20 protein-coding genes and 1 pseudogene are annotated in these 22,576 nt (G+C 61.2%); 13 read left to right on the forward strand and 8 right to left on the reverse strand.

Features of this window, described 5'->3' with window-relative positions; translation table 11 throughout:
• Positions 1-367: 367 nt before the first annotated feature.
• Positions 368-601: a 50S ribosomal protein L28 gene (gene rpmB / locus LRS56_27275; GenBank protein WDU62400.1), complete on the forward strand. Its 234-nt coding sequence runs from the start codon at positions 368-370 to the stop codon at positions 599-601.
• Between the two features lie 11 nt (positions 602-612).
• Positions 613-768, forward strand: a complete 156-nt coding sequence (gene rpmG, locus LRS56_27280; GenBank protein ID WDU62401.1) for a 50S ribosomal protein L33 — start codon at positions 613-615, stop codon at positions 766-768.
• A gap of 71 nt (positions 769-839) precedes the next feature.
• Here the strand turns inward: rpmG and LRS56_27285 are convergent, their stop codons facing one another.
• Entirely contained in the window at positions 840-1,202 is a 363-nt protein-coding gene (locus LRS56_27285) for a cupin domain-containing protein (protein WDU62402.1), read from the reverse strand.
• Between the two features lie 230 nt (positions 1,203-1,432).
• On the opposite strand from LRS56_27285, the gene LRS56_27290 reads away from it, so the two are divergent.
• A complete protein-coding gene (locus LRS56_27290) occupies positions 1,433-2,926 on the forward strand; it encodes an aldehyde dehydrogenase (protein WDU62403.1) in 1,494 nt (497 codons plus the stop codon).
• A 163-nt stretch (positions 2,927-3,089) separates the two neighbouring features.
• Positions 3,090-4,233 (forward strand): annotated as a pseudogene (locus LRS56_27295) (MFS transporter).
• A gap of 126 nt (positions 4,234-4,359) precedes the next feature.
• Here the strand turns inward: LRS56_27295 and LRS56_27300 are convergent.
• Positions 4,360-5,928 carry a phospholipase D family protein gene (locus LRS56_27300; protein ID WDU62404.1) on the reverse strand — a complete coding sequence of 523 codons (1,569 nt, stop codon included), beginning with the start codon at positions 5,926-5,928 and terminating at the stop codon, positions 4,360-4,362.
• Between the two features lie 62 nt (positions 5,929-5,990).
• Positions 5,991-7,415, reverse strand: coding sequence for a PLP-dependent aminotransferase family protein (locus LRS56_27305; GenBank protein ID WDU62405.1), 1,425 nt, complete (start codon positions 7,413-7,415; stop codon positions 5,991-5,993).
• Between the two features lie 166 nt (positions 7,416-7,581).
• On the opposite strand from LRS56_27305, the gene LRS56_27310 reads away from it, so the two are divergent.
• Positions 7,582-7,806: a DUF1127 domain-containing protein gene (locus LRS56_27310; protein ID WDU65822.1), complete on the forward strand. Its 225-nt coding sequence runs from the start codon at positions 7,582-7,584 to the stop codon at positions 7,804-7,806.
• On the opposite strand, the gene LRS56_27315 is transcribed toward LRS56_27310, so the two are convergent.
• Positions 7,807-9,099 (reverse strand): FAD-binding oxidoreductase, encoded by a 1,293-nt coding sequence (locus LRS56_27315; GenBank protein WDU62406.1) that lies wholly within the window; start codon positions 9,097-9,099, stop codon positions 7,807-7,809.
• Between the two features lie 115 nt (positions 9,100-9,214).
• Between LRS56_27315 and LRS56_27320 the strand changes: the two genes are divergently transcribed.
• Entirely contained in the window at positions 9,215-9,568 is a 354-nt protein-coding gene (locus tag LRS56_27320) for a YkgJ family cysteine cluster protein (GenBank protein WDU62407.1), read from the forward strand.
• Between the two features lie 29 nt (positions 9,569-9,597).
• Here the strand turns inward: LRS56_27320 and LRS56_27325 are convergent, their stop codons facing one another.
• Positions 9,598-10,086, reverse strand: a complete 489-nt coding sequence (locus tag LRS56_27325) for an Lrp/AsnC ligand binding domain-containing protein (GenBank protein ID WDU62408.1) — start codon at positions 10,084-10,086, stop codon at positions 9,598-9,600.
• Between the two features lie 156 nt (positions 10,087-10,242).
• Between LRS56_27325 and dadA the strand changes: the two genes are divergently transcribed.
• The 6 genes from dadA (at position 10,243) to LRS56_27355 (ending at position 16,357) form a co-directional block, all read left to right on the forward strand.
• Entirely contained in the window at positions 10,243-11,544 is a 1,302-nt protein-coding gene (gene dadA, locus LRS56_27330) for a D-amino acid dehydrogenase (protein WDU62409.1), read from the forward strand.
• Positions 11,516-11,869 carry a RidA family protein gene (locus LRS56_27335; GenBank protein WDU62410.1) on the forward strand — a complete coding sequence of 118 codons (354 nt, stop codon included), beginning with the start codon at positions 11,516-11,518 and terminating at the stop codon, positions 11,867-11,869. Before dadA ends, LRS56_27335 begins: the two co-directional genes overlap by 29 nt.
• 79 nt (positions 11,870-11,948) lie before the next feature.
• The gene (alr, locus tag LRS56_27340; GenBank protein WDU62411.1) at positions 11,949-13,022 is read left to right on the forward strand and encodes an alanine racemase; all 1,074 of its coding nucleotides are present in this window, start codon (positions 11,949-11,951) and stop codon (positions 13,020-13,022) included.
• Positions 13,023-13,138: 116 nt separating this feature from the next.
• The gene (locus LRS56_27345; GenBank protein WDU62412.1) at positions 13,139-13,687 is read left to right on the forward strand and encodes a cupin domain-containing protein; all 549 of its coding nucleotides are present in this window, start codon (positions 13,139-13,141) and stop codon (positions 13,685-13,687) included.
• Between the two features lie 181 nt (positions 13,688-13,868).
• Positions 13,869-14,297 carry a c-type cytochrome gene (locus tag LRS56_27350; GenBank protein ID WDU62413.1) on the forward strand — a complete coding sequence of 143 codons (429 nt, stop codon included), beginning with the start codon at positions 13,869-13,871 and terminating at the stop codon, positions 14,295-14,297.
• A 137-nt stretch (positions 14,298-14,434) separates the two neighbouring features.
• Positions 14,435-16,357 (forward strand): acetyl-CoA hydrolase, encoded by a 1,923-nt coding sequence (locus tag LRS56_27355; protein WDU62414.1) that lies wholly within the window; start codon positions 14,435-14,437, stop codon positions 16,355-16,357.
• Between the two features lie 52 nt (positions 16,358-16,409).
• On the opposite strand, the gene LRS56_27360 is transcribed toward LRS56_27355, so the two are convergent.
• Together LRS56_27360 and rep are read right to left on the reverse strand one after the other, a co-directional pair.
• Complete coding sequence (locus LRS56_27360; protein ID WDU62415.1) at positions 16,410-16,982, reverse strand: xanthine phosphoribosyltransferase; 573 nt, start codon at positions 16,980-16,982, stop codon at positions 16,410-16,412.
• Positions 16,983-17,040: 58 nt separating this feature from the next.
• A complete protein-coding gene (gene rep / locus LRS56_27365) occupies positions 17,041-19,050 on the reverse strand; it encodes a DNA helicase Rep (GenBank protein WDU62416.1) in 2,010 nt (669 codons plus the stop codon).
• A gap of 268 nt (positions 19,051-19,318) precedes the next feature.
• Between rep and LRS56_27370 the strand changes: the two genes are divergently transcribed.
• On the forward strand, positions 19,319-20,983 hold the full coding sequence (locus LRS56_27370; protein ID WDU62417.1) for a bifunctional diguanylate cyclase/phosphodiesterase: 1,665 nt from the start codon (positions 19,319-19,321) through the stop codon (positions 20,981-20,983).
• A 122-nt stretch (positions 20,984-21,105) separates the two neighbouring features.
• On the opposite strand, the gene LRS56_27375 is transcribed toward LRS56_27370, so the two are convergent.
• Complete coding sequence (locus tag LRS56_27375; GenBank protein WDU62418.1) at positions 21,106-22,509, reverse strand: NorM family multidrug efflux MATE transporter; 1,404 nt, start codon at positions 22,507-22,509, stop codon at positions 21,106-21,108.
• Positions 22,510-22,576 lie beyond the last annotated feature (67 nt).

The following is a 22,576-nucleotide window of genomic DNA, read 5'->3' on the forward strand; positions in this document are numbered from 1 at the left end:
TTTTTGCCTGTGCTTTTGCCTCAAATGCTGTTTTGATGGCGCCTCAGCGCGTTTCGCCGTGCGCTTTACTGCGCGCGCGAGCGCTGTAAATCATTCTGTGCGACGAGCGGTCGGCTGTTACAGCGGCCCCTCCTGGCAACGGTTCGGGCGTTTGTTACCGAGATTTACGCCGGTAAAAACACACGGGCTGTTGTTGCACTGGGGTCTTTCTGGTATAAAGCAGCGCTCTTTTCTAGGGGCCCGGTTCCTTCGCTTGTAGGTGTAGCCGGTAAGACCCTAAAGAAACGCGGCGCCTGGCGCCAAATGACTGAGAGATTAAGCGGCCAACCCATGCCGGGTTGGGCATGTGGTTTTAGAGGGCTGAGGCATGTCGAGAGTCTGTCAAGTTACCGGTAAGGGTCCGGTGACTGGGAATAACATTTCCCACGCAAATAACAAAACCCGTCGTCGTTTCCTGCCGAACCTGCAGCATCACCGCTTCTGGGTTGAAGAAGAGAAACGTTTTGTTCGCCTGCGTGTATCTGCTAAAGGCATGCGTATCATCGACAAGCGTGGCATCACTGTCGTGCTGGCCGAAATCCGTGCCGCTGGCAAGATCTAAGGAGCTCTATCATGCGTGAATTGATTCGAATGATCTCTAGCGCCGGTACTGGTCACTTCTACACTACCGACAAGAACAAGCGTACTACCCCGGACAAGCTCGAAAAGAAAATGTTCGACCCGCGCGTTCGCAAGCACGTGATCTACAAAGAAGGCAAAATCAAGTAATTGATTTTCCTCCTTGTGAAAAAAAGCCCGTCTCTCACGAGTCGGGCTTTTTTTTGCCTGCGATTTGCTGATCAGGCTTTCTGTTCGAACACCACGTAGATCTTGCGGCACGGCTCCAGCACTTCCCAGGTGCCGCTGAACCCGGCGGGAATCACGAAGCGGTCGCCGGCGCGCAAGGTCTTGGCGTTACCCTCGGCATCGCGCAGCACGGAAACGCCCTGCACAATCTCGCAATACTCATGCTCGGTATAGTTGACCTTCCACTGCCCGACCTCACCTTCCCAGACCCCGGCGCTCATCTGGCCGCAGGGGCTGTTGTAGTGGTTATAAATTGTCTGTTCAGGGTCGCCCTTGAGGATTTTTTCGGCGGCAGGCCGGTAGCGGTCGGGGGCGGTGTTGGCTTGGCTGAAGTCGACGATATCCTGGATGCTCATGTGCGTGTCCCGTCTGGCCTGCGGTTGGAGAGCCCAAAGTCTATGTTTATTAAAATGAACATCGCAAGGGCGTTTACCGGGGTTATGTCAAATATATTGAAACTCCCCAGGCCGCTGGTTTAGGGTGGCAGCTGCCTTGAGCCGAACAGCAGGCTGGCCGGGCAAGAATTCTTTGAGGCTGCCGGGGGACATCGCCTGGCCCTTGTATTCAACAAGAGGAGGACACTCGCATGACCACCCTGACCCGTGCCGACTGGGAACAACGCGCCAAGGATCTGAAGATCGAAGGCCGCGCCTATATCAATGGCGAATACACCGCCGCCGTTTCCGGTGACACCTTCGAGTGCATCAGCCCGGTCGATGGCCGACTGTTGGCTACCGTTGCCAGCTGTGACGCCGCCGACGCGCAGCGCGCCGTAGAAAATGCCCGTGCTACCTTCAATTCCGGTGTCTGGTCGCGTCTCGCGCCAGCCAAACGCAAAGCGGCGATGATCCGTTTCGCGGCGCTGCTCAAGGCCAATGCCGAAGAGTTGGCGCTGCTCGAAACCCTGGACATGGGCAAGCCGATCAGCGACTCCCTGGGCATCGACGTCCCCGGCGCAGCCAATGCGCTGAGCTGGAGCGGCGAGGCCATCGACAAGATTTATGACGAAGTTGCGGCCACCCCGCATGATCAACTGGGTCTGGTGACCCGCGAGCCGGTGGGCGTTGTCGGCGCGATCGTGCCGTGGAACTTCCCGCTGATGATGGCCTGCTGGAAACTCGGGCCTGCGCTGTCGACCGGTAACTCGGTGATCCTCAAGCCGTCTGAAAAATCCCCGCTGACCGCCATCCGCATCGCAGCCCTGGCCGTTGAAGCCGGTATTCCAAAAGGTGTGTTCAACGTGCTGCCGGGTTACGGTCACACCGTGGGCAACGCCCTGGCGCTGCACATGGACGTCGACACCCTGGTGTTCACCGGCTCCACCAAGATCGCCAAGCAACTGTTGATTCGCTCCGGCGAGTCGAACATGAAGCGCGTGTGGCTGGAAGCGGGCGGCAAGAGCCCGAACATCGTGTTCGCCGATGCGCCGGACCTGCAAGCCGCCGCAGAATCCGCCGCCGGTGCCATCGCCTTCAACCAGGGCGAAGTCTGCACCGCCGGCTCGCGCCTGCTGGTGGAGCGCTCCATCAAGGATAAATTCCTGCCGCTGGTGATCGAGGCCCTCAAGGGCTGGAAGCCGGGCAACCCGCTGGACCCGGCGACCAACGTCGGCGCCTTGGTGGACACCCAGCAAATGAACACCGTGCTCTCGTACATCGAAGCTGGCCACGCCGATGGCGCCAAGCTGGTGGCGGGCGGCAAGCGCACCCTGGAAGAAACCGGCGGTACCTACGTTGAACCGACGATTTTCGACGGTGTGACCAACGCGATGAAGATTGCCCAGGAGGAGATCTTCGGCCCAGTGCTGTCGGTGATCACTTTCGACAGCGCCGAAGAAGCCATCGCCATCGCCAACGACACCCAATACGGCCTGGCCGCAGCGGTGTGGACGGCGGATATTTCCAAGGCGCACCTGACCGCCAAGGCCCTGCGCGCCGGCAGCGTGTGGGTCAACCAGTACGATGGCGGCGACATGACCGCGCCGTTTGGTGGCTTCAAGCAGTCGGGTAACGGCCGCGACAAGTCGCTGCACGCATTCGACAAGTACACCGAGCTGAAGGCGACCTGGATCAAGCTGTAAGCAACGCCGCCGGTCAAATGTGGGGGCTGGCTTGTGTGGGAGCTGGCTTGCCTGCGATAGCATCACCGAGGTGTGACAGACACACTGAGGTGATTGCATCGCAGGCAAGCCAGCTCCCACACTGTTTTATGTCACCTTAAAGATTATCCACAGGAGCGTGGTAATGCGTTGGGCGACTTATTTCGCCGTGCTGGCCTCGGTACTCAGCGTCGGCCTGGCCTTGGGCGTCAGCATGCCGCTGGTGTCCTTGCGCCTGGGAAGGCTGGGGTTACGGCAGCTTCGCGATTGGTGTGATGGCGGCCATGCCGGCGTTTGGCGTGCTGCTGGGGGCTAAAGTCTCCAGCCGCATGGCCTCCTGGCTCGGCACCGCCAACCTGATGCGCCTGTGCCTGTGGGCCGGGGCGATGTCTATCGGCTTGCTGGCGGTACTGCCCAGCTACCCGGTGTGGCTGGTGCTACGGCTGATGATCGGGGTGATCCTGACCATCGTGTTTATCCTCGGCGAAAGCTGGATCAACCAGTTGGTGGTGGAGCAGTGGCGCGGCCGGCTGGTGGCGCTGTATGGCTGCAGTTATGCCTTGAGCCAACTGTCGGGGCCACTGCTGCTGGGCCTGATCGGCACCGATCATGACTACGGTTTCTGGGTCGGCGTGGGCCTGCTGATGGTCGCGCCGCTGTTGCTGCTGGGACGCTCCGGCGCACCGAGCGCCGAGTCCTTCAGCGTGACCTTCGCGCAACTGTGGCGCTTCTGCCTGAGCCTGCCGGCGATTGCCTGGGCGGTGGCGCTGTTCGCCGCGTTTGAGGCGATGATTCTGACGCTGCTGCCGGTGTATTGCCTGCAACAAGGTTTTACCGCCGAGGTCGCCCTGGCGATGGTCAGCACGGTGGTGGTCGGCGATGCGCTGCTGCAACTGCCCATCGGCGCGCTGGCCGATTACCTGCCACGGCGTACGCTGTTCCTGGGGTGTGCGTTGCTGTTACTGGCGTCGAGCCTGGCGATTCCGCTGTTGATGCACACGCCGTTGATCTGGCCGGTGTGGGTGCTGTTCGGCGCCAGTGCCGGGGGGTTGTTTACCCTATCGTTGATCCTTATCGGCGAGCGCTACCGCGACGACGCGCTGGTGCGCGCCAATGCCCATGTGGCGCAGCTATGGGGCATCGGTTGCCTGATCGGCCCGCTGGTGGCCGGCGCGGGCAGCCAGTGGGTCAGCGGGCATGCACTGCCGTGGCTGATGGCGGCGGGAGCGTTGGGGTTGGTGGTGTTGTTGCTGCGCCAAGGTGCCTTCGGCGCAGTACAGCCCGCCTGACTGGAATGCGGTCGAAGTGTGGGAGCGGGCTTGCTCGCGAATGCGGCGGTCCAGTCAATATTGCCGTTAACTGACACGCCGCATTCGCGAGCAAGCCCGCTCCCACATTTTTGATTTGCGTTACTCCTAGAGCATGCGCTCAAGGCCAACGCTGGTGGCGAACCAGGCATTGAACCTGCGCCACCAACTGCCGGGTTCGCGGGTCAGGGTGTGCAGTTGCCCGTTATCTTCGGTCACCCACACCACCTGGCCGTCCTGCAATTTCGCTTCATAGCTCAAGGCCGGGGCCATGCCTTGCAGCGCCAAGTTGCGCACGTGCTCGGCCAACTCGGGGCTGTCCACCAGCACCCCGACTTCGGTGTTCCACAGCACCGAGCGTGGGTCGAAGTTGAAGGAGCCGATAAACGACTTGGTCCGATCAAAGATCATTGCCTTGCTGTGCAGGCTGGAGTCCGAGCCCCGGAAGGTGCCGCGCCGAAACAGGTGCGGCCCGCTGCCTGCACTGGGGTCGCCGGGTTGGCGGCGCAATTCATAGAGTTTTACCCCGTGCTCCAGCAGCGCCTTGCGATAGGGCGCATAGCCGCCATGCACGGCCGGTACATCGGTGGCTTCCAGGGAGTTGGTCAGCAGGCTCACCGACACACCAGCGTCGGCACGACCGGTCAGGTACACCAGCCCGGGTTGCCCCGGTACGAAATACGCCGAGATCATCATCAGCTCATGGTTGACGCCTTGCAGCTCAGGCGCCAGCTGCGTGGTGAGCAGCAATCGAGGGTCCGGGTCGGCCTTGGCCAGTACCTTGCTCGGCGCGTCCCACAGGGCCTGGTTCCAGGCCCAGATCAGCTCGCGGCGCCAGGTGTCCATGCGCGGCTGGGTCTGGTAGGTGCGCAGGCGGTTGTACAGCGCGTGGTTCTGCTGGCGCGACTCGGCCAGCGAGTCTTGCAGGCGCACGCGTGCGGCGGCCAGATCGCGCCTGGACGGGCTGTTGGAGACGAAGTCATCGATGGGTTTGCTCAGCGCGCTGTTCCAGTACTGATCAAAACTGTGTCCGAGCTGCTCGGCCACCGGACCCACGCTGAGCATGTCGATATCGGTGAAGTTCAGGTTGGGTTCGGCGTCGAAATACTCGTCGCCCAGGTTACGCCCGCCGACGATCGCCACGCTGTTATCCGCCAGCCACAGCTTGTTATGCATGCGCCGGTGTTGCAGCGACAGGTTGAACAACCGGCCCATGGCCCGCGTCACGCCAGTGCTGCGGCCCAGGTGCAGCGGGTTGAACAGGCGAATTTCGATTTGTGGGTGGGCGGCGAGGGTGGCGATGATCTGGTCGAGGCCGTCGCTGGTGGTGTCGTCCAGCAGGATGCGCACACGCACGCCGCGGTCGGCGGCCTTGAGCAGTTCATCCACCAGCATGCGCGTGCTGATGCCGTCGTGGACAATGTAGTACTGCAGGTCAAGGCTGGTCTGGGCGTTGCGGATCAGCTCGGCGCGGGCCATGAAGGCTTCGCTGCTGTTGGGCAACAAACGAAAGCCGGAGCGCCCCTGATGCGGCGCCGCCTGGGCCTGGATCGAGCGGCCGAATGAGGACTGCGCGGCGGGCAGGGCGTCGCTGGGGATGCGCGGTGTCGGCGCGGTCGCGCAGCCGCCCAGGGCCAGGGCGCCCAGCAGGAAAAACGGTAAAAGCCGTCGAATCATCAAGGGCGCTGCTTCCAGGTCAGGGCGGTTGTGGGCATATGACGGCTAATTCCCGCGAAAGGTCAGTCGGCAACCTCGGCGAGCATCTTGATCGCCGCGGCGCCGACCTTGCGCACCGCTTCTTCAATCTGCGCGGTTGGCTTGGCAGCGTAGTTCATGCGCAGGCAGTTACGGTACTTGCCCGATGCCGAAAAGATGCTGCCTACAGCCACCTGTACGCCTTGTTCCACCAGTACCCGGTTGAGCTTCAGGGTGTCGAAGCCTTCCGGCAGCTCGATCCACAGCATGAAGCTGCCTTGTGGGCGGCTGGCGCGGGTGCCCGCCGGAAAGTAACGGCTGACCCAATCGAGCATCAAGTCGCGATTGCGCTGGTATTGGGTGCGCATCCGCCGCAAATGCGGTTCGAAATGCCCTCCCTTGAGAAACTCGGCAATTGCGATCTGCGGCTGGGTGGCGGTCGAGCCGGTGCTGATGTACTTCATGTGCAACACCCGCTCAAGGTAGCGCCCCGGCGCGACCCAGCCAATGCGCAGGCCCGGCGCCAGGGTTTTCGAGAACGAGCTGCAGAGCAGCACGCGGCCGTCTTCGTCGAAGGATTTGATGGTGCGCGGGCGCGGGTAGCTGTAGGCCAGTTCGCCATACACATCGTCTTCGATAATCGCCACGTCAAAGCGTTGGGCCAGGGTCAGCAATGCACGTTTACGCGCCTCGGGCATGATGTAGCCCAGCGGGTTATTGCAGTTGGGGGTCAGCTGTATGACCTTGATCGGCCACTGTTCCAGCGCCAGTTCCAGTGCTTCGAGGCTGATGCCGGTGAGCGGGTCGGTGGGGATTTCCAGGGCCTTCATGCCCAGGCCCTTGAGAGTTTGCATGGCGCCGTGAAAGCTTGGCGAGTCCACGGCGACGATATCGCCCGGCTCGCAAATCGCGTGGATGCTGGCGGACAGCGCCTCATGGCAGCCGGTGGTGATCACGATATCTTCAGCGGTCAGCTGACAGCCGGAATCCAGTGACAGTCGAGCAATCTGTTCACGCAGTTCCATACAGCCGAGGATATTGTCGTAATACAGCCCCGGCAGGTCTTGGCGCCGGCTCACGCGGGCGAGGCTACGCAGCAGGGGTTTGAGGGTTGGTGACAATACATCCGGCATGCCACGACCCATCTGTATGACGTCTTTGCGTGGCACTGCGCGAATCAGTTCCAGCACCTGGTCCCACTGCGAAATTTCCACCGGGCGTTGGGCCGGGCGACCCACCTCAGGCAGAGCCGGCAGCTCACGGCCGACGGGCACAAAGTAGCCGGACTTAGGCTTGGGCATCGCCAGGCCGTTGTCTTCCAGCAACCGATAAGCCTGTTGCACGGTGCTCAGGCTGACCCCGTGTTCCACGCTCAATGCGCGTACCGAGGGCAGCCGGTCGCCGGGGCGATAGAAGCCCTGTTCGATACGCGTGCCCAATAATTCGGCGAGGTTGACGTAAAGCGTCATGGCGGTCGCTCCCGGGAGACCAGTACAGATAGGCGGAAAATACAGGATTCAGCCGCGCATAGGCAGTCTCTGTATGGATTTAATAAGGAATGGTTGAATCTGTAATGGTTTTGCCCGCTCGCCCATCCTAGTCACTCATGGCAACAGGCAAATGAGGGGCAACACAATGAACGGCATGAGCGATGTGCGGCTGATGTTACACAGTCAGGAATTGCAGGCGGGGCAGGAGCGGGCGACGTCGCCACGCGATATCAGCCGCTGGAGCCTGTTCTGGCATCGCCGTCATACGCGCAAGGCCCTGCTGCACTTGACCCGCGAACAATTGCGCGACGTCGGGTTAAGTGCCGAACAGGCGCGCCAGGAAGGCTTGAAACCGTTCTGGCGCGATTGATCAGAGCAGCTCTTTGAGGCGGTGCCAGAGCATCCCCAGCGCCAGCAACGGCGAGCGCAGGTGCTTGCCGCCGGGGAAGGTGATGTGCGGCACTTGGGCGAACAGATCGAAACGGCCCTGTTGCTGGCCGCTGATGGCTTCGGCCAGCAGCTTGCCCGCCAAGTGGGTGGCGTTGAGGCCATGGCCCGCGTAGGCCTGGGCGTAATACACGTTGGGTTGGTCGGCCAACCGGCCGATCTGCGGCAGGCGGTTGGCACCGATGCCGATCATGCCGCCCCATTGGTAGTCGATTTTCACCTCGGCCAGCTGTGGGAACACCTGCAGCATTTTCGGCCGCATGTACGCGCCGATATCCTTGGGGTCGCGCCCGGAATAGTGGCAGGCGCCGCCGAACAGCAGGCGGCGGTCGGCGGACAAGCGGAAATAGTCCACCGTCACCCGCTGATCACACACGGCCATATTCTGCGGCAGCAGGTTCGCGGCCTGGGCTGCGCTTAACGGCTCGGTAGCGATGATGTAGCTGCCGGCGGGCAGCACCTTGCCGCTCAGATGAGGGTTCAGCCCATTCAGATAGGCATTGCAGGCCAGCACCAGGGTGTTGGCGCGCACGCTGCCTTGGGCGGTGTGCACCTTGACCTCGGGGCCGTAGTCGATGCGCGTCACTTCGGACTGTTCAAACAGTTGCACGCCCAACTGCTGCGCGACCGCGGCTTCGCCGAGTGCCAGGTTCAGCGGGTGCAAATGGCCGGAGCCCATGTCGATCATGCCGCCCACGTAGCGGTCGGAGCCGATCACGCTGCCCATCTCACTTGCTTGCAGCAGGCGCACTTCGTGGCGATAGCCGAGGCTGCGCAGTTCTTCGGCGTCTGTGGCCAGACCCTGCAGGTCGCGGGGTTTGTTGGCGAGGTCGCAGTAGCCCCAGGTCAGGTCGCAGGGGATCTGGTAGCGACCGACGCGCTCACGCACGATTTCCACGGCCTCCAGGCCCATCAGCTTCATCTGGCGCACGCCGTCGCTGCCGATCACGTTGGTGAACTGCTCCAGGCCGTGGCCGACGCCACGAATCAACTGGCCGCCGTTACGCCCGCTGGCGCCCCAGGCGACCTTGCGCGCTTCCAGCAGCACCACGCTAAAGCCGCGTTCGGCCAACTCCAGGGCGGTGTTGAGCCCGGAAAAACCAGCGCCGACCACACACACATCGGCCACCACATCGCCCGTCAACGCCGGGTAGTCGGGTTGTGGGACGCTGCTGGCGGCGTAGTAGGAAGCGGTGTGCCGGGCGCTGGCGGTCATGGGGAGCATCCCTGTTTGGAAAATTTGACGCAGGATACAGCGGTCGGACGAAGCTGTCTGCGCAAGGCGTTTTGCGTCAGAATCCACGCCTATTCGCCGTTCGGTATGTGTTTCGATGAGTTGCAACAGCCAGAAAATCAGCGCGCTGCGCAGGCAGATTCCTTCATTCGAGTGCGTCCCCGGTTGCCACGACTGCTGTGGGCCGGTGACCACCTCGCCCGAGGAAATGTCGCGCCTGCCACGCAAGACGGCTGCCGAGCAGGACGCGGCCATGGATGAGCTGAACTGCGTGCACCTGGGCCCCAACGGCTGCACGGTGTATGACGAACGGCCGCTGATCTGTCGGCTGTTCGGCACGACCAAGACCTTGCCGTGCCCCAATGGGCGGCGGCCGGTGGAGCTGATTCACCCTCGGGTTGAGAAGCAGATCCACGAATACATGGCCAGCACCCGGCAAGTGCTGGTCTAGTGAATGTCGGCGGTCAAAAGGTGGGACATTCAGTCCGGGATCGGCAGGTTCAGGCTCTCCTTCACCTCTTCCATCACGATATAGCTCTTGGATTCGCGTACATGGGGCAGCTTGAGCAGGATGTCGCCCAGCAGTTTGCGGTACGACGCCATCTCGGAAATCCGCGCTTTCACCAGGTAGTCGAAGTCGCCGGACACCAGGTGGCACTCCAGCACATGGGGCAGTTTCAGTACGGCGCGGCGGAATTCCTCAAAGGTGTCGCCGGACTTGTAATCGAGGCTGATCTCGACAAATACCAGCAAACTCCCCTTTAAATGCTGCGGGTTAAGCCGCGCGTTGTAACCCATGATGATCCCTTCGCGCTCCAGCCGGCGTACCCGCTCGGTGCACGGCGTGGTCGACAGCCCGACCTTCTCCCCAAGCTCCGTGAACGAAATACGCCCGTCGGTTTGCAGGATGCGCAGGATATTGCGGTCGATCTTGTCCAGCTCCCGCTTGGTCTGGGTGTTGGTACGCATAGGGGATACGCCTCTGTGAAAAGGGTTTTTGCCGAGAATTGTCGCCAAATATAGGTATTTATATAGTGAAATGCACTGGCGATTGCTTTTTATACTGCGCCCATCATTGCTCGAATAACACACGTCAGCGGCTAAGCCCGTGATGAGGATATAAAAATGCGCGTTCTGGTCTTGGGTAGCGGTGTCATTGGGGTGACCAGTGCCTACTATTTGGCACGGGCCGGCTTTGAAGTGGTTGTGGTCGACCGTCAGCCAGCCGCTGCCATGGAAACCAGTTTCGCCAACGCCGGCCAGGTGTCCCCAGGCTACGCCTCGCCATGGGCCGCGCCGGGCGTGCCGCTCAAGGCCATCAAATGGCTGCTGCAACGCCACGCGCCGCTGGCGATCAAGGCTACGGCCGATATCGACCAATACCTGTGGATGGCGCAGATGCTGCGCAACTGCACCGCCAGCCGCTATGCGGTGAACAAGGAGCGCATGGTGCGTCTGTCCGAGTACAGCCGTGACTGCCTCGATGAATTGCGTGCCGAGACCGGCATTGCCTACGAAGGCCGCAGCCTCGGTACGACACAGCTGTTCCGTACTCAAGCCCAACTCGATGGCGCCGCCAAAGATATCGCGGTGTTGAAAGAGTCCGGCGTGCCCTTTGAATTGCTCGACCGTGCCGGTATTGCCCGGGTTGAACCGGCACTGGCCAGCGTTACCGATATCCTCGCCGGCGCGTTGCGCCTGCCGAATGACCAGACCGGCGACTGCCAGATGTTCACCACGCGCCTGGCCGAGATGTGCAAGCAGTTGGGCGTGGAGTTCCGCTTCGAACAGGACATCCAGCGCCTCGACTGCGCCGGCGACCGCATCAACGGCGTGTGGATCGACGGCAAGCTGGAAACCGCCGACCGCTATGTACTGGCCCTCGGCAGTTACTCGCCGAAGCTGCTCAAGCCGCTGGGGATCAAGGCGCCGGTGTACCCGCTCAAGGGTTACTCGCTGACCGTGCCGATCACCAACCCGGCCATGGCCCCGACCTCGACCATTCTCGACGAGACCTACAAGGTCGCGATCACCCGTTTCGACAACCGCATCCGCGTCGGTGGCATGGCTGAAATAGCCGGTTTTGACCTGTCGCTGAACCCACGTCGACGCGAAACCCTGGAGATGATCGTCAACGACCTTTATCCTCAGGGCGGCGATTTGGCCGAAGCCAGTTTCTGGACCGGTCTGCGCCCGACCACACCCGACGGCACGCCGATTGTCGGTGCTACCCCGTTCAAGAACCTGTTCCTGAATACCGGTCACGGCACCCTCGGTTGGACCATGGCCTGTGGCTCCGGCCGCTTGCTGGCTGACCTGATCGCGAAGAAAACCCCGCAGATCAGTGCCGAAGGCCTCGATATTTCCCGTTATGGCAACCACCAGGAGTCCGCAAAACATGTCAATCCAGCGCCAGCTCACCAATGAGCGCATGAGCCAGATCGTTGTCCACAGCGGTACCGTGTATCTGGCCGGGCAAGTCGGCGACGACCTGAACGCCGGGATTGAACAGCAGACCCGTGAAACCCTGGTCAATATCGAGCGTTTGCTGGACCTGGCCGGCACCGACAAGACCAAGTTGCTGTCGGTGACGATCTACCTGAAAGACATTGATGCCGACTTCGCCGGCATGAACGCGGTCTGGGACAAGTGGCTACCCAAAGGCGTGGCCCCGGCCCGTGCTACGGTTGAAGCCAAGCTGTGCGAACCGCAAATCCTGGTAGAGCTGTCCGTCGTGGCCGCGCTGCCTTAAACAACGATCCCTCTCCCGGTGCCGACGCTGTTGGTCGGTGCCGGTTTTTCTTCACCTTGCCGCCTAGAAGCCTGCCGCCATGCGTCCTGCCCGTGCCCTGATCGACCTCCAAGCCCTGCGCCACAACTACCAACTGGCCCGTGAAGTCACGGGGGCCAAGGCCCTCGCAGTGGTCAAGGCCGACGCCTACGGCCATGGTGCCGTGCGCGTGGCCCAGGCGCTGGAAGCCGAGGCGGATGGATTCGCCGTGGCGTGCATCGAAGAGGCACTGGAGCTGCGCGCCGCCGGTATTCGTGCGCCAGTGCTGCTGCTGGAAGGTTTTTTCGAAGCCGACGAACTGCCGCTGATCATCGAGCATGATTTGTGGTGCGTGGTGCATTCGCTGTGGCAGCTGGAGGCCATCGAGCAAGCCCGCTTGAGCCAGCCGCTGACGATCTGGCTCAAGCTCGATTCGGGTATGCACCGCGTCGGCCTGCATCCCAAGGATTACCACGAAGCCTACCAACGCCTGCTGGCCAGCGGCAAAGTGGCCAGGATCGTATTGATGAGCCATTTCGCCCGTGCCGATGAACTCGATTGCGTGCGCAGCCATGAGCAGGTGGCGGTGTTTGATGCGGCGCGCCAGGGCTTGTCGGCCGAGGTGAGCCTGCGTAATTCGCCGTCGGTGATGGGTTGGCCGAATGTGTCCAGCGACTGGGTGCGCCCGGGCATCATGCTCTATGGCGCGACGCCGTTTGGTGAAGACCAGGCCATTGCCGCACGGTTGCAGCCGGTGATGACCCTTGAGTCCAAAGTCATTTGTGTACGTGAGTTGCCGGCTGGCGAGCCGGTGGGCTACGGCGCCAAGTTCATCACGCCCAAACCGATGCGTATCGGCGTAGTCGCCATGGGTTATGCCGATGGCTACCCACGCCACGCACCGACCGGCACGCCGGTGCTGGTGGCCGGGCAACGCAGCCAATTGCTGGGGCGCGTGTCGATGGACATGCTGTGTATTGACCTGACGGACGTGCCCCAGGCCGGCCTCGGTTCCACGGTGGAGCTGTGGGGTAAAAACATCCTCGCCAGTGACGTCGCGACCGCCGCCGAGACCATTCCCTACCAGATTTTCTGCAACCTGCGCCGCGTGCCAAGGCTCTATTGCGGCGCCTGACCGCCAGGTACGAACGCCGCTGCCCGGGATTTAGGCCCAAGTGTTGTAAATACTGAACGCTGTCGCCATGATAACGCTCAATTACAACAAAGCCTGAATCCTAGGAGGCTCCTGCATTGGACGTCGGCGAACGACTGCAATCCATCCGTAAACTGAAGGGTCTTTCCCAGCGCGAGCTCGCCAAGCGTGCGGGTGTCACCAACAGCACCATTTCGATGATCGAAAAAAACAGTGTCAGCCCCTCGATCAGCTCCTTGCGCAAGGTGCTGGGCGGCATCCCGATGTCGATGGTCGAGTTCTTTTCCGAGGAGATCCTCCAGGAAATACCGACCCAGATCGTCTATAAAGCCAATGAGCTTATCGATATCTCTGACGGCGCCGTCACCATGAAACTGGTAGGCCGGGCGCACCCCAGCCGGGCGATCGCGTTTCTTAACGAGATCTACCCGCCGGGCGCCGATACGGGCGAAGAAATGCTCACCCACGAAGGCGAGGAAACCGGGATTCTGGTGGAAGGCCGCCTGGAGTTGGTGGTCGGTCTTGAAACTTTTGTGCTCGAAGCCGGCGATAGCTACTACTTTGAAAGCACCAAGCCGCATCGTTTTCGCAATCCGTTCGACGTGCCGGCGCGACTAATCAGCGCAGCCACACCCGCGAACTTTTAACAAAAGAGGCGTCCTGCCAGCGTTGCAGAGACACCCGTAGCTGTATCCGTGAGGCTTAATCTCCCTTTATTTAATAGGGTTGTTTCGGCCGCACGGGCTAACCGTTATACTTTCGCCGCCTGCGAAACCGTGGCCGCAGGCGTGAATAGCCACCATTGAGGGTGAACGCGTGAACCTAATTATGAAAATGCTGGCTGCACCAGCAATAGTATTGGCCCTGTCAGGCTGTGGGCAAAAAGCTGAGCCACCTGTCAGTAAAGCCAGCAGCGACGTAGTTGCCGAGCGTCTGGACCCAGTGGGAAAAGTCTGCGTTCAGGGTGAAGAATGCAAGGGCATGGAAGTGGCAGTCGCCTCCGGTGGAGGCGCTGCGAAAACGCCGGATGAAATCATCGCCAAGCACTGCAACGCGTGCCACGGTACCGGCCTGTTGGGCGCGCCGAAAATCGGCGACACCGCCGCCTGGAAAGAGCGCGCCGACCACCAGGGCGGCCTCGACGGCATCCTGGCCAAGGCGATCACCGGTATCAACGCCATGCCACCCAAAGGCACCTGCGCGGATTGCTCGGATGACGACCTGAAAGGTGCGATCAAGAAGATGTCCGGCTTGTAACCCGCCGACCTTCGCCAAAAATGCCGCTTGCGAGCGGCTTTTTTGTGCCGCGGATTTGGCTTTCGAGGCTGTTCATTGCAGCAAAGACCCGGCAAGCTCGGTCCAACCCCTAATCATGGAATGTTCAGGAGGGTCGGATGGTGCAGTTGTGTTCAATCGAGCAAGCAGTTGACGACGTACTGGCACGGTTGCCGGCGCATATCCACATGGGCATGCCCCTGGGGCTGGGCAAGCCGAACCTGTTTGCCAATGCGTTGTACCGGCGCATTGCCAAGTTGCCGGAGCGCTCGCTGACGATCTACACCGCGCTCAGCCTGGGTCGCCCGACCCTGGGCGACGGTTTGCAAAAACGCTTTCTCGAACCCTTTATCGAGCGTGTGTTTGGCGACTATCCCGAGCTGGACTTCCTCACCGACCTGCACAAGGACAGCCTGCCGAAAAATATCCACGTGCAGCAGTTCTTCATGCAGCCCGGCAGCCTGCTTCACAGCACGTCGGCGCAGCAGGATTACGTGAGCAGCAACTACAGCCATGCCGCCCGGGATATCAATGCCGCCGGCCTGAACCTGGTGGCGCAGCTGGTGGCCAGCAGCGCCGAACATCCCGACCGCCTGAGCCTGAGCTGCAACCCCGATATCACCCTCGACCTGCTGCCGATGATCGCCAAGCGCCGTGAGGCGGGGGAAACCATCCTGGTGGTCGGCCAGGTCCACAGTGACTTGCCCTACATGCCCGGCGACGCCGAGTTGGGCATGGATGAATTTGATTACCTGCTCGATGCAAAGGACAGCACCACGCTGTTCTCCACGCCGAACATGCCGGTGGGTTTCCAGGATCACTTTATCGGTTTGCATGCCAGCACCCTGGTGCGCGATGGCGGCACCTTGCAGATCGGTATCGGCTCGATGGGCGACGCGCTGACGGCTGCGTTGCTGGCGCGCCAGGCGGATAACGAGGCTTATCGCCTGCTGCTGACGGACCTGGATGTGTACCAGTGGGCGCCGCTGATCAGCCGTGAAGGTGGCGTCGATCCTTTCGGCCGCGGCCTGTACGGCTGCAGCGAAATGTTCGTCAACGGTTTGCTGGTGCTGGCGGACGCCGGAATTGTGCGACGCAAGGTGTACCCGGACGTGGCGACCCAGGAACAGGCCAACGCCGGGCTTATCGATGATACCGCGCAGCCCGATGGCATTTCGATCCACGGCGGTTTTTTCCTGGGGCCGCGTAGTTTTTACCAACGCTTGCAGGAAATGACCCACGCCAAGCGTCTTGAATTCAACATGACGCGCATCAGCTACATCAACGAGCTGTACGGCCAGGAAGAACTCAAACGCCTGCAGCGCCTGGACGCACGCTTTATCAACAGCGCGATCATGGTGACGTTGCTCGGCGCCGGTGTGGCCGACCAGTTGGAAGATGGCCGGGTGCTCAGTGGCGTGGGCGGCCAGTACAACTTCGTGGCCCAGGGGCATGCGCTGGAGGGCGCGCGTTCGATCCTGATCCTGCGCAGCTGGCGCGAGTCGGCGGGTGAAGTCAGTTCCAATATCGTGTGGGAATACGGCCACTGCACAATTCCTCGGCACCTGCGGGATATTGTCATTACCGAGTACGGCATTGCCGATTTGCGTGGCCAGACGGATGCCAAGGTGATCGAGGCGTTACTCAATATCACCGACTCAAGGTTCCAGGGCGATTTGATCGAGCAGGCGCAAAAGGCCGGCAAGTTATCCAAGGATTTCAAGCTGGACCCGCGCTTTGCAGACAATACGCCGGAGCGGTTACAGGGTATTCAAGCGCGCCATCGCCGGTTGTTCCCGGAGTATCCGCTGGGCACGGACTTCACGGATGAAGAGCGGGATCTGTTGCGGGCGTTGAACTGGCTCAAGAGCAAATTCAAGCTGACGGAGATTCTGGAGTTGGGCAAGGCAGCGTTGGACGCACCGGAGCCGGAGGCGTTTCCAGAGCATTTGAAGCGGATGCGGTTGGATAAGCCGCAGGGGCTGAAAGAGGATCTGTATCAGCGTTTATTGCTCGCGGGCCTACAGGCCACCGCGCACTGACAAACTCCAAAATCATTGTGGGAGCTGGCAAGCCAGCTCCCACATTTAGTGATTACTCGATGAAGGTAACCACGCCACCGGCCAGCGACTTCACCCGCGCCAGCGACTCCACCCGATAACCCTGCGCATCCAGCTCCGCACGGCCACCCTGGAACGACTTCTCGATCACAATTCCCAAACCGGCAACGGTTGCGCCGGCCTGCTTGATGATCGAAATCAGCGCCTGGGACGCCTTGCCGTTGGCCAGGAAGTCGTCGATTACCAGCACACGGTCGCTGCTGGTCAGGTGGCGCGGGGAGATCGCCACCGTGCTTTCGGTTTTCTTGGTGAAGGAATACACCGTCGCCGACAGCAGGTTTTCGGTCAGGGTCAGGGACTGCTGCTTGCGGGCGAAGATCACCGGCACGCCGAGGTTCAGGCCGGTCATGATCGCCGGGGCGATGCCCGAGGCTTCGATGGTGACGATCTTGGTGATGCCCGAGTCCTTGAACAGCGCGGCGAATTCGTCGCCGATCAGTTTCATCAGCGCCGGGTCGATCTGGTGGTTCAAAAAGGCGTCGACCTTGAGTACCTGATCGGAAAGCACGATGCCTTCTTCGCGAATTTTCTTGTGCAGTGCTTCCACGGAAAGCTTCCTCTAATGGCGCGTTGTGCGCCGAAAGTAGATTAAAAAGTAGTCGATTCTAGCGTTTTAACATCGCGCGTATATCCGCCAGTGCGGTGTTGCCGCGAACGGCCTTGACCTCGGTCGGGGTGTCATCATTGCCTTCCCAGGCCAGGTCGTCCGGCGGCAGCTCATCCAGGAACCGGCTGGGGGCGCAATCTATGATCTCGCCGTATTGCTTGCGCTTGGCGGCAAAGGTGAAGGCCAGGGTCTGACGCGCACGGGTAATGCCCACGTAGGCCAGGCGCCGTTCTTCTTCGATGGTGTCGGCTTCGATACTGGAGCGGTGCGGGAGGATTTCCTCTTCCATGCCCATGATGAACACGTAGGGGAATTCCAGGCCCTTGGACGCATGCAAGGTCATCATTTGCACCCCTTCGGCGCCGTCTTCCTCTTCCTGCTGGCGCTCGAGCATGTCGCGCAGCACCAGCTTGCCGATGGCGTCTTCGACGGTCATTTCGCCGTCTTCGTCTTTTTCCAGGGTGTTCTTCAGCGCTTCGATCAGGAACCAGACGTTGCCCATGCGGTAATCCGCGGCCTTGTCGCTGGAGCTGTTGGTGCGCAGCCAGTTTTCATAGTCGATGTCCATGACCATGCTGCGCAGGGCGCTGATCGGGTCTTCACCGGCGCATTGCTCGCGCACCTTGTCCATAAAGCGCTTGAAACGCGACAGGCGATCGGTGAAACGCGTGTCCAGATGCTCACCCAGGCCGATTTCATCGGTGGCGGCGTACATCGAGATTTTGCGTTCGGTGGCGTAGTTGCCGAGCTTTTCCAGGGTAGTCGAACCGATTTCCCGGCGTGGGACGTTGATCACACGCAGGAAGGCGTTGTCGTCATCCGGGTTTACAATCAGCCGGAAGTAGGCCATCAGGTCTTTCACTTCCTGGCGTCCGAAAAAGCTGTTGCCCCCGGACAGGCGATAGGGAATCTGGTGGTGCTGCAGCTTCAGCTCGATCAACTTGGCCTGGTAGTTACCGCGATACAGGATCGCAAAGTCGCTGTAGGGCCGGTCGGTACGCAAGTGCAGCGTGAGCAATTCGACGGCCACGCGCTCGGCTTCGGCGTCTTCGTTGCGGCAGCGGATCACGCGGATCTCATCGCCGTGGCCCATCTCACTCCACAGCTGTTTTTCAAACTCGTGGGGGTTGTTCGAAATCAGCACGTTGGCGCAACGCAGGATGCGGCTGGTGGAGCGGTAGTTTTGCTCCAGCATCACCACCTTCAGGGACGGGTAGTCGTCCTTGAGCAGCATCAGGTTTTCCGGGCGGGCGCCGCGCCAGGCATAGATCGACTGGTCATCGTCGCCCACCACGGTGAACTGGTTCCGCTTGCCGATCAGCAGCTTCACCAGCAGGTATTGGCTGGCGTTGGTGTCCTGGTATTCGTCCACCAGCAAGTAGCGGACTTTGTTCTGCCACTTTTCAAGGATGTCGGCGTGTTCCTGGAACAGCTTTACCGGCAGCAGGATCAGGTCGTCGAAGTCCACCGCGTTGAACGCCTTGAGCGTGCGCTGGTAGTGGGTGTAGACGATGGCGGCGGTTTGTTCCTTGGGGTTGCGTGCGGCTTCCAGGGCTTCGGCGGGCAGGATCAGGTCGTTTTTCCACGAGCCGATCATGTTCTTGATCTCGTCGACGCCGTCGTCGCCCGCGTATTCCTTTTGCATGATGTCGGTCATCAGCGCCTTGACGTCAGTCTCGTCAAAGATCGAGAAGCCCGGCTTGTAGCCCAGCCGCACATGCTCCTTGCGGATGATGTTCAGCCCCAGGTTGTGGAAGGTACACACAGTGAGGCCACGCCCTTCGCCACCCTTGAGCAGGGTGCCGACACGCTCTTTCATTTCCCGCGCCGCCTTGTTGGTAAAGGTCATGGCGACGATGTACTGGGCGCGGATGCCGCAGCTCTGGATCAGGTGCGCGATCTTGCGGGTGATCACGCTGGTCTTGCCGGAGCCTGCACCGGCGAGCACCAATAGAGGGCCGCCGACGTAGTTCACGGCTTCTTGCTGCCGGGGATTGAGTCGGGACATACAGAGTTCAGGGAGTCATTGTTCAAAAGGGCGGGCATTTTAACAGGCTGGCAGGATTCTGCTCTGTCAGAACGACAGTGTGACGTACCGCTCGATCTAAATTTGCCGGTTTTGCTACTTTGCCGCAGGATGTCCGGGCTTCTCGTAATTAAAGCTGAGCTAAATGCTTACAGCCAGCGTATTTGATAACCCCTATCATTGGTGATTATCAGGCCGCACGTCATAATGCCCGCCGCCACCGATATTTTGCAGAGTCTAGGGAGCTAGCTTGTCTACGCCTGTCGAACCCTTGCGTTTGCTGCTGCTGGCCGATACGCCTGAGTGGGCAGCGTTGTTGCGCGAGTGCCTGGCGCCGATGGGCGATGGGGCTGTGCTGATCAGCGCACCAAACTGGGAATCCGTAAGTCGTCTGTTCGATGATGACCACAGCGCGGTGCTATTGACCATACCCAGCCTGCAACCCGGGCCTGGCCGGTGCAGTTTGCCGTGCGTGTTGCTGTTGGAGCAGGAACCGCTGGTTTCTCCGCTGGGCGTCAGTGATTGGCTGGTCCGGGATGTTCTGGACGCTGATACCCTACGCCGTTGCCTGCGCCATGTGCGTGAACGCGGCGTGTTGGAAAACACCCTGCAGCGCCTCGCCGAGCAGGACCCGTTGACCGGTATCGCCAACCGCCAGGGCTTCCAGACCCTGCTGACGGCGCGGCTGGCCGAGAATGACGGGCGTGGCGTGGCCCTCGGCCATCTGGACCTCGACAATTTTCGTCACGCCAATGACGCCCTCGGCCACCAGGCCGGCGACCGGCTGATCCTGCAAGTGGTCTCGCGGCTCAAGAGCCAGCTTGAGGCCGGGGACCAACTGGCGCGCCTGGGCAGCGACGAATTCGCCTTGCTGATCGACACCCGCCGTGCACCCCAGCGTGCCGAGTGGATGGCCGAGCGCATCACCGAAGTGATGTCCGAACCCTACTGGGTCGATGGCGAAAGCCTGCTGATCGGCTGTAGCCTGGGGGTGGCGCATGCCCGCGCCCGCGCCGGCGCTGACCCGCTGATGTGGCACGCGCATATCGCCATGCAGCAAGCCAAAAGCACCCAGGGCTGCACCTTTCATATCTTCAACGAGCGCATCAACCGCAACGCACGCAGCCTGGCCGACCTGGAAAGCGAGCTGCGCCGCGCCTTGCGCCGTGATGAGCTGGAGCTGCATTACCAGCCGCGCCTGGACCTGGATGACGGGCATATCGTCGGCCTGGAAGCCCTGGTGCGCTGGCGCCATGGCGAGCGCGGCCTGTTGCCGCCCAGTGAGTTCGTGCCCCTGGCCGAACAGAGTGGCCTGATCGTGCCGCTGGGTTACTGGGTGATTTCCCGGGCCCTGCGCGATATGCAGGACCTGCGCGAGCGCGGCTTGCCGCCGTTGCATATGGCGGTCAATTTGTCGTTCCGTCAGTTCCAGGACAGCCAACTGCTCTCGACACTGAGTCGGCTGATTGCCGAGCGGGGTGTGGAAGCGCAATGGCTGGAGTTCGAACTCACCGAAACCGCCGTGATGCGCCGCAGTGACCTGGTCAAGCAGACCATGGACGCCCTTGGCCGTTTGGGTGTGCGGTTTTCCCTGGATGACTTTGGCACTGGTTTTTCGTCGTTCGTGCACCTCAACAGCCTGCCGATCGCCTTGTTGAAGATCGACAAGAGTTTTGTCGGCGGCATGGAGGAGCGCGAGGAGAACCGCAAACTGGTGCACGCCATGATCAACCTGGCGCACAACCTCAACCTGGAAGTGGTGGCCGAAGGCGTAGAAACGCCTGAGCAACTGGCGCTGTTGCGCTTGTTCGGCTGCGACCAGGCCCAGGGTTACCTGATCAGCAAGCCGTTGCCGTTGCCGGAGTTGGTGGAGTACCTGACGTTCGGCAAAAGCCAGCAGGTGCTATTGGGTTGAACTGCGAACCCGATCAACTGTGGGAGCTGGCTTGCCTGCGATAGCATCACCTCGCAGTGTTTGATGTACCGAGGCGTCTGCAGCGCAGGCAAGCCAGCTCCCACATTGACCGGGTACCTTCTTCAATCCGGCTGGGCAGCCTGCAAATTGCTGTAGGTATGCGGCTCCTGGCGAATCATCCGCTTCATTTTCGCCTCAAACGCCCAAGTCAGGCTGACCGCCGCACAGGCCAGGCCCAGCGCCAAACCCCACCACACACCGGTCGGCCCCCAGCCCAAGGTGAAGGCCATCAGCCAGGCGGATGGGGCACCGATCAGCCAATAACAACCGAGCCCCACCAGAAAAGTGGTCTTGGCATCCTTGAGCCCTCGAATGCAGCCCATGGCGATGGTTTGCACGCCGTCGAACAGTTCGAACCAGGCCGCCACGGCCAGCAGGCTGACCGCCAGCACAATCACATCGTGAAATGCCGGGTCGTTATGGTCGAGGAACAGTCCGATCAAAGGGTCGGAAAACAGCCACAGCACCGCGGCAAAACCCAACATCACCGCTGCACCAAAGCCTATGCCGACGCGCCCAGCCAGGCGCGCCTGCAACAACTGCCCGCCGCCGTAATGCTGGCCGATGCGCATGGTCACCGCGTAGGACATCCCCGCCGGCACCATAAACGCCACCGACACGATTTGCAGTGCGATCTGATGCGCGGCCAATTGCGTGCTGCCCATAGTGCCCATGCACAGCGCCGCGAAGGCAAACAAACCGACTTCCACCGCATAGGTGCCGCCAATCGGCAGGCCCAGGCGCCACAACTCGCGCAAATACTGGGTGTTGAGGCGTAGCAGGCCGGTGCTCAGCGGGTAGGCGGCGTAGGCGCGGTTGCGGTGGATGTACCACATCAGCGCCAGGGCCATGCCATTGGCGACGACGGCCGTCACCAGGCCAATGCCCATCAGGCCGAGTTTCGGCAGGCCGAACATGCCTTCGATCAACGCATGGTTGAGCAGGTAGTTGGCCACCGCGCCGCCGAGGCTGATGACCATTACCGGCTGCGCCTTGCCAATCGCGCTGGTGAAGCCACGCAGGGCCATGAAGCTCAGGAAACCCGGCAGGGCGAACGGCAGAATCGTCAGGAACTGCCCCGCCGAGTGCACGTTGGTTTCGGTCTGGCCAAACAGCAGCAGCAGCGGTTTGAGATTCCACAGCAGCAACCCGGCCACCAGGGCCATCAGCCAGGCGAGCCACAGCCCGGCCTGGGTCAGGCGAGTGGCGCCTTCGATATCGCCCGCGCCATGACGGATCGCGACCAAGGTGCCCACCGCGGCAATTACGCCGATGCAAAAAATCGACACAAAGGAATAGCTGGCCGCGCCCAGCCCGCCACCAGCCAGGGCTTCGGGGCTCAAGCGCGCCATCATCAGGGTGTCGGTCAACACCATCAGCATGTGCGCCAACTGTGAGGCAATCAACGGCCCTGACAGCCGCAGAATGGCCCAGAGTTCGGTACGTGCCGGATGCTGCATGATCATCACACTCAAAAAGTCAGAGGGTTGGGGGAGGGTTGATTCTCGGCGCTTTCAGTCCATTGCACAAAAG

Origin of the sequence: Pseudomonas poae, assembly GCA_028869255.1 — a bacterium.
Classification (GTDB): Bacteria; Pseudomonadota; Gammaproteobacteria; order Pseudomonadales; family Pseudomonadaceae; genus Aquipseudomonas; species Aquipseudomonas poae_C.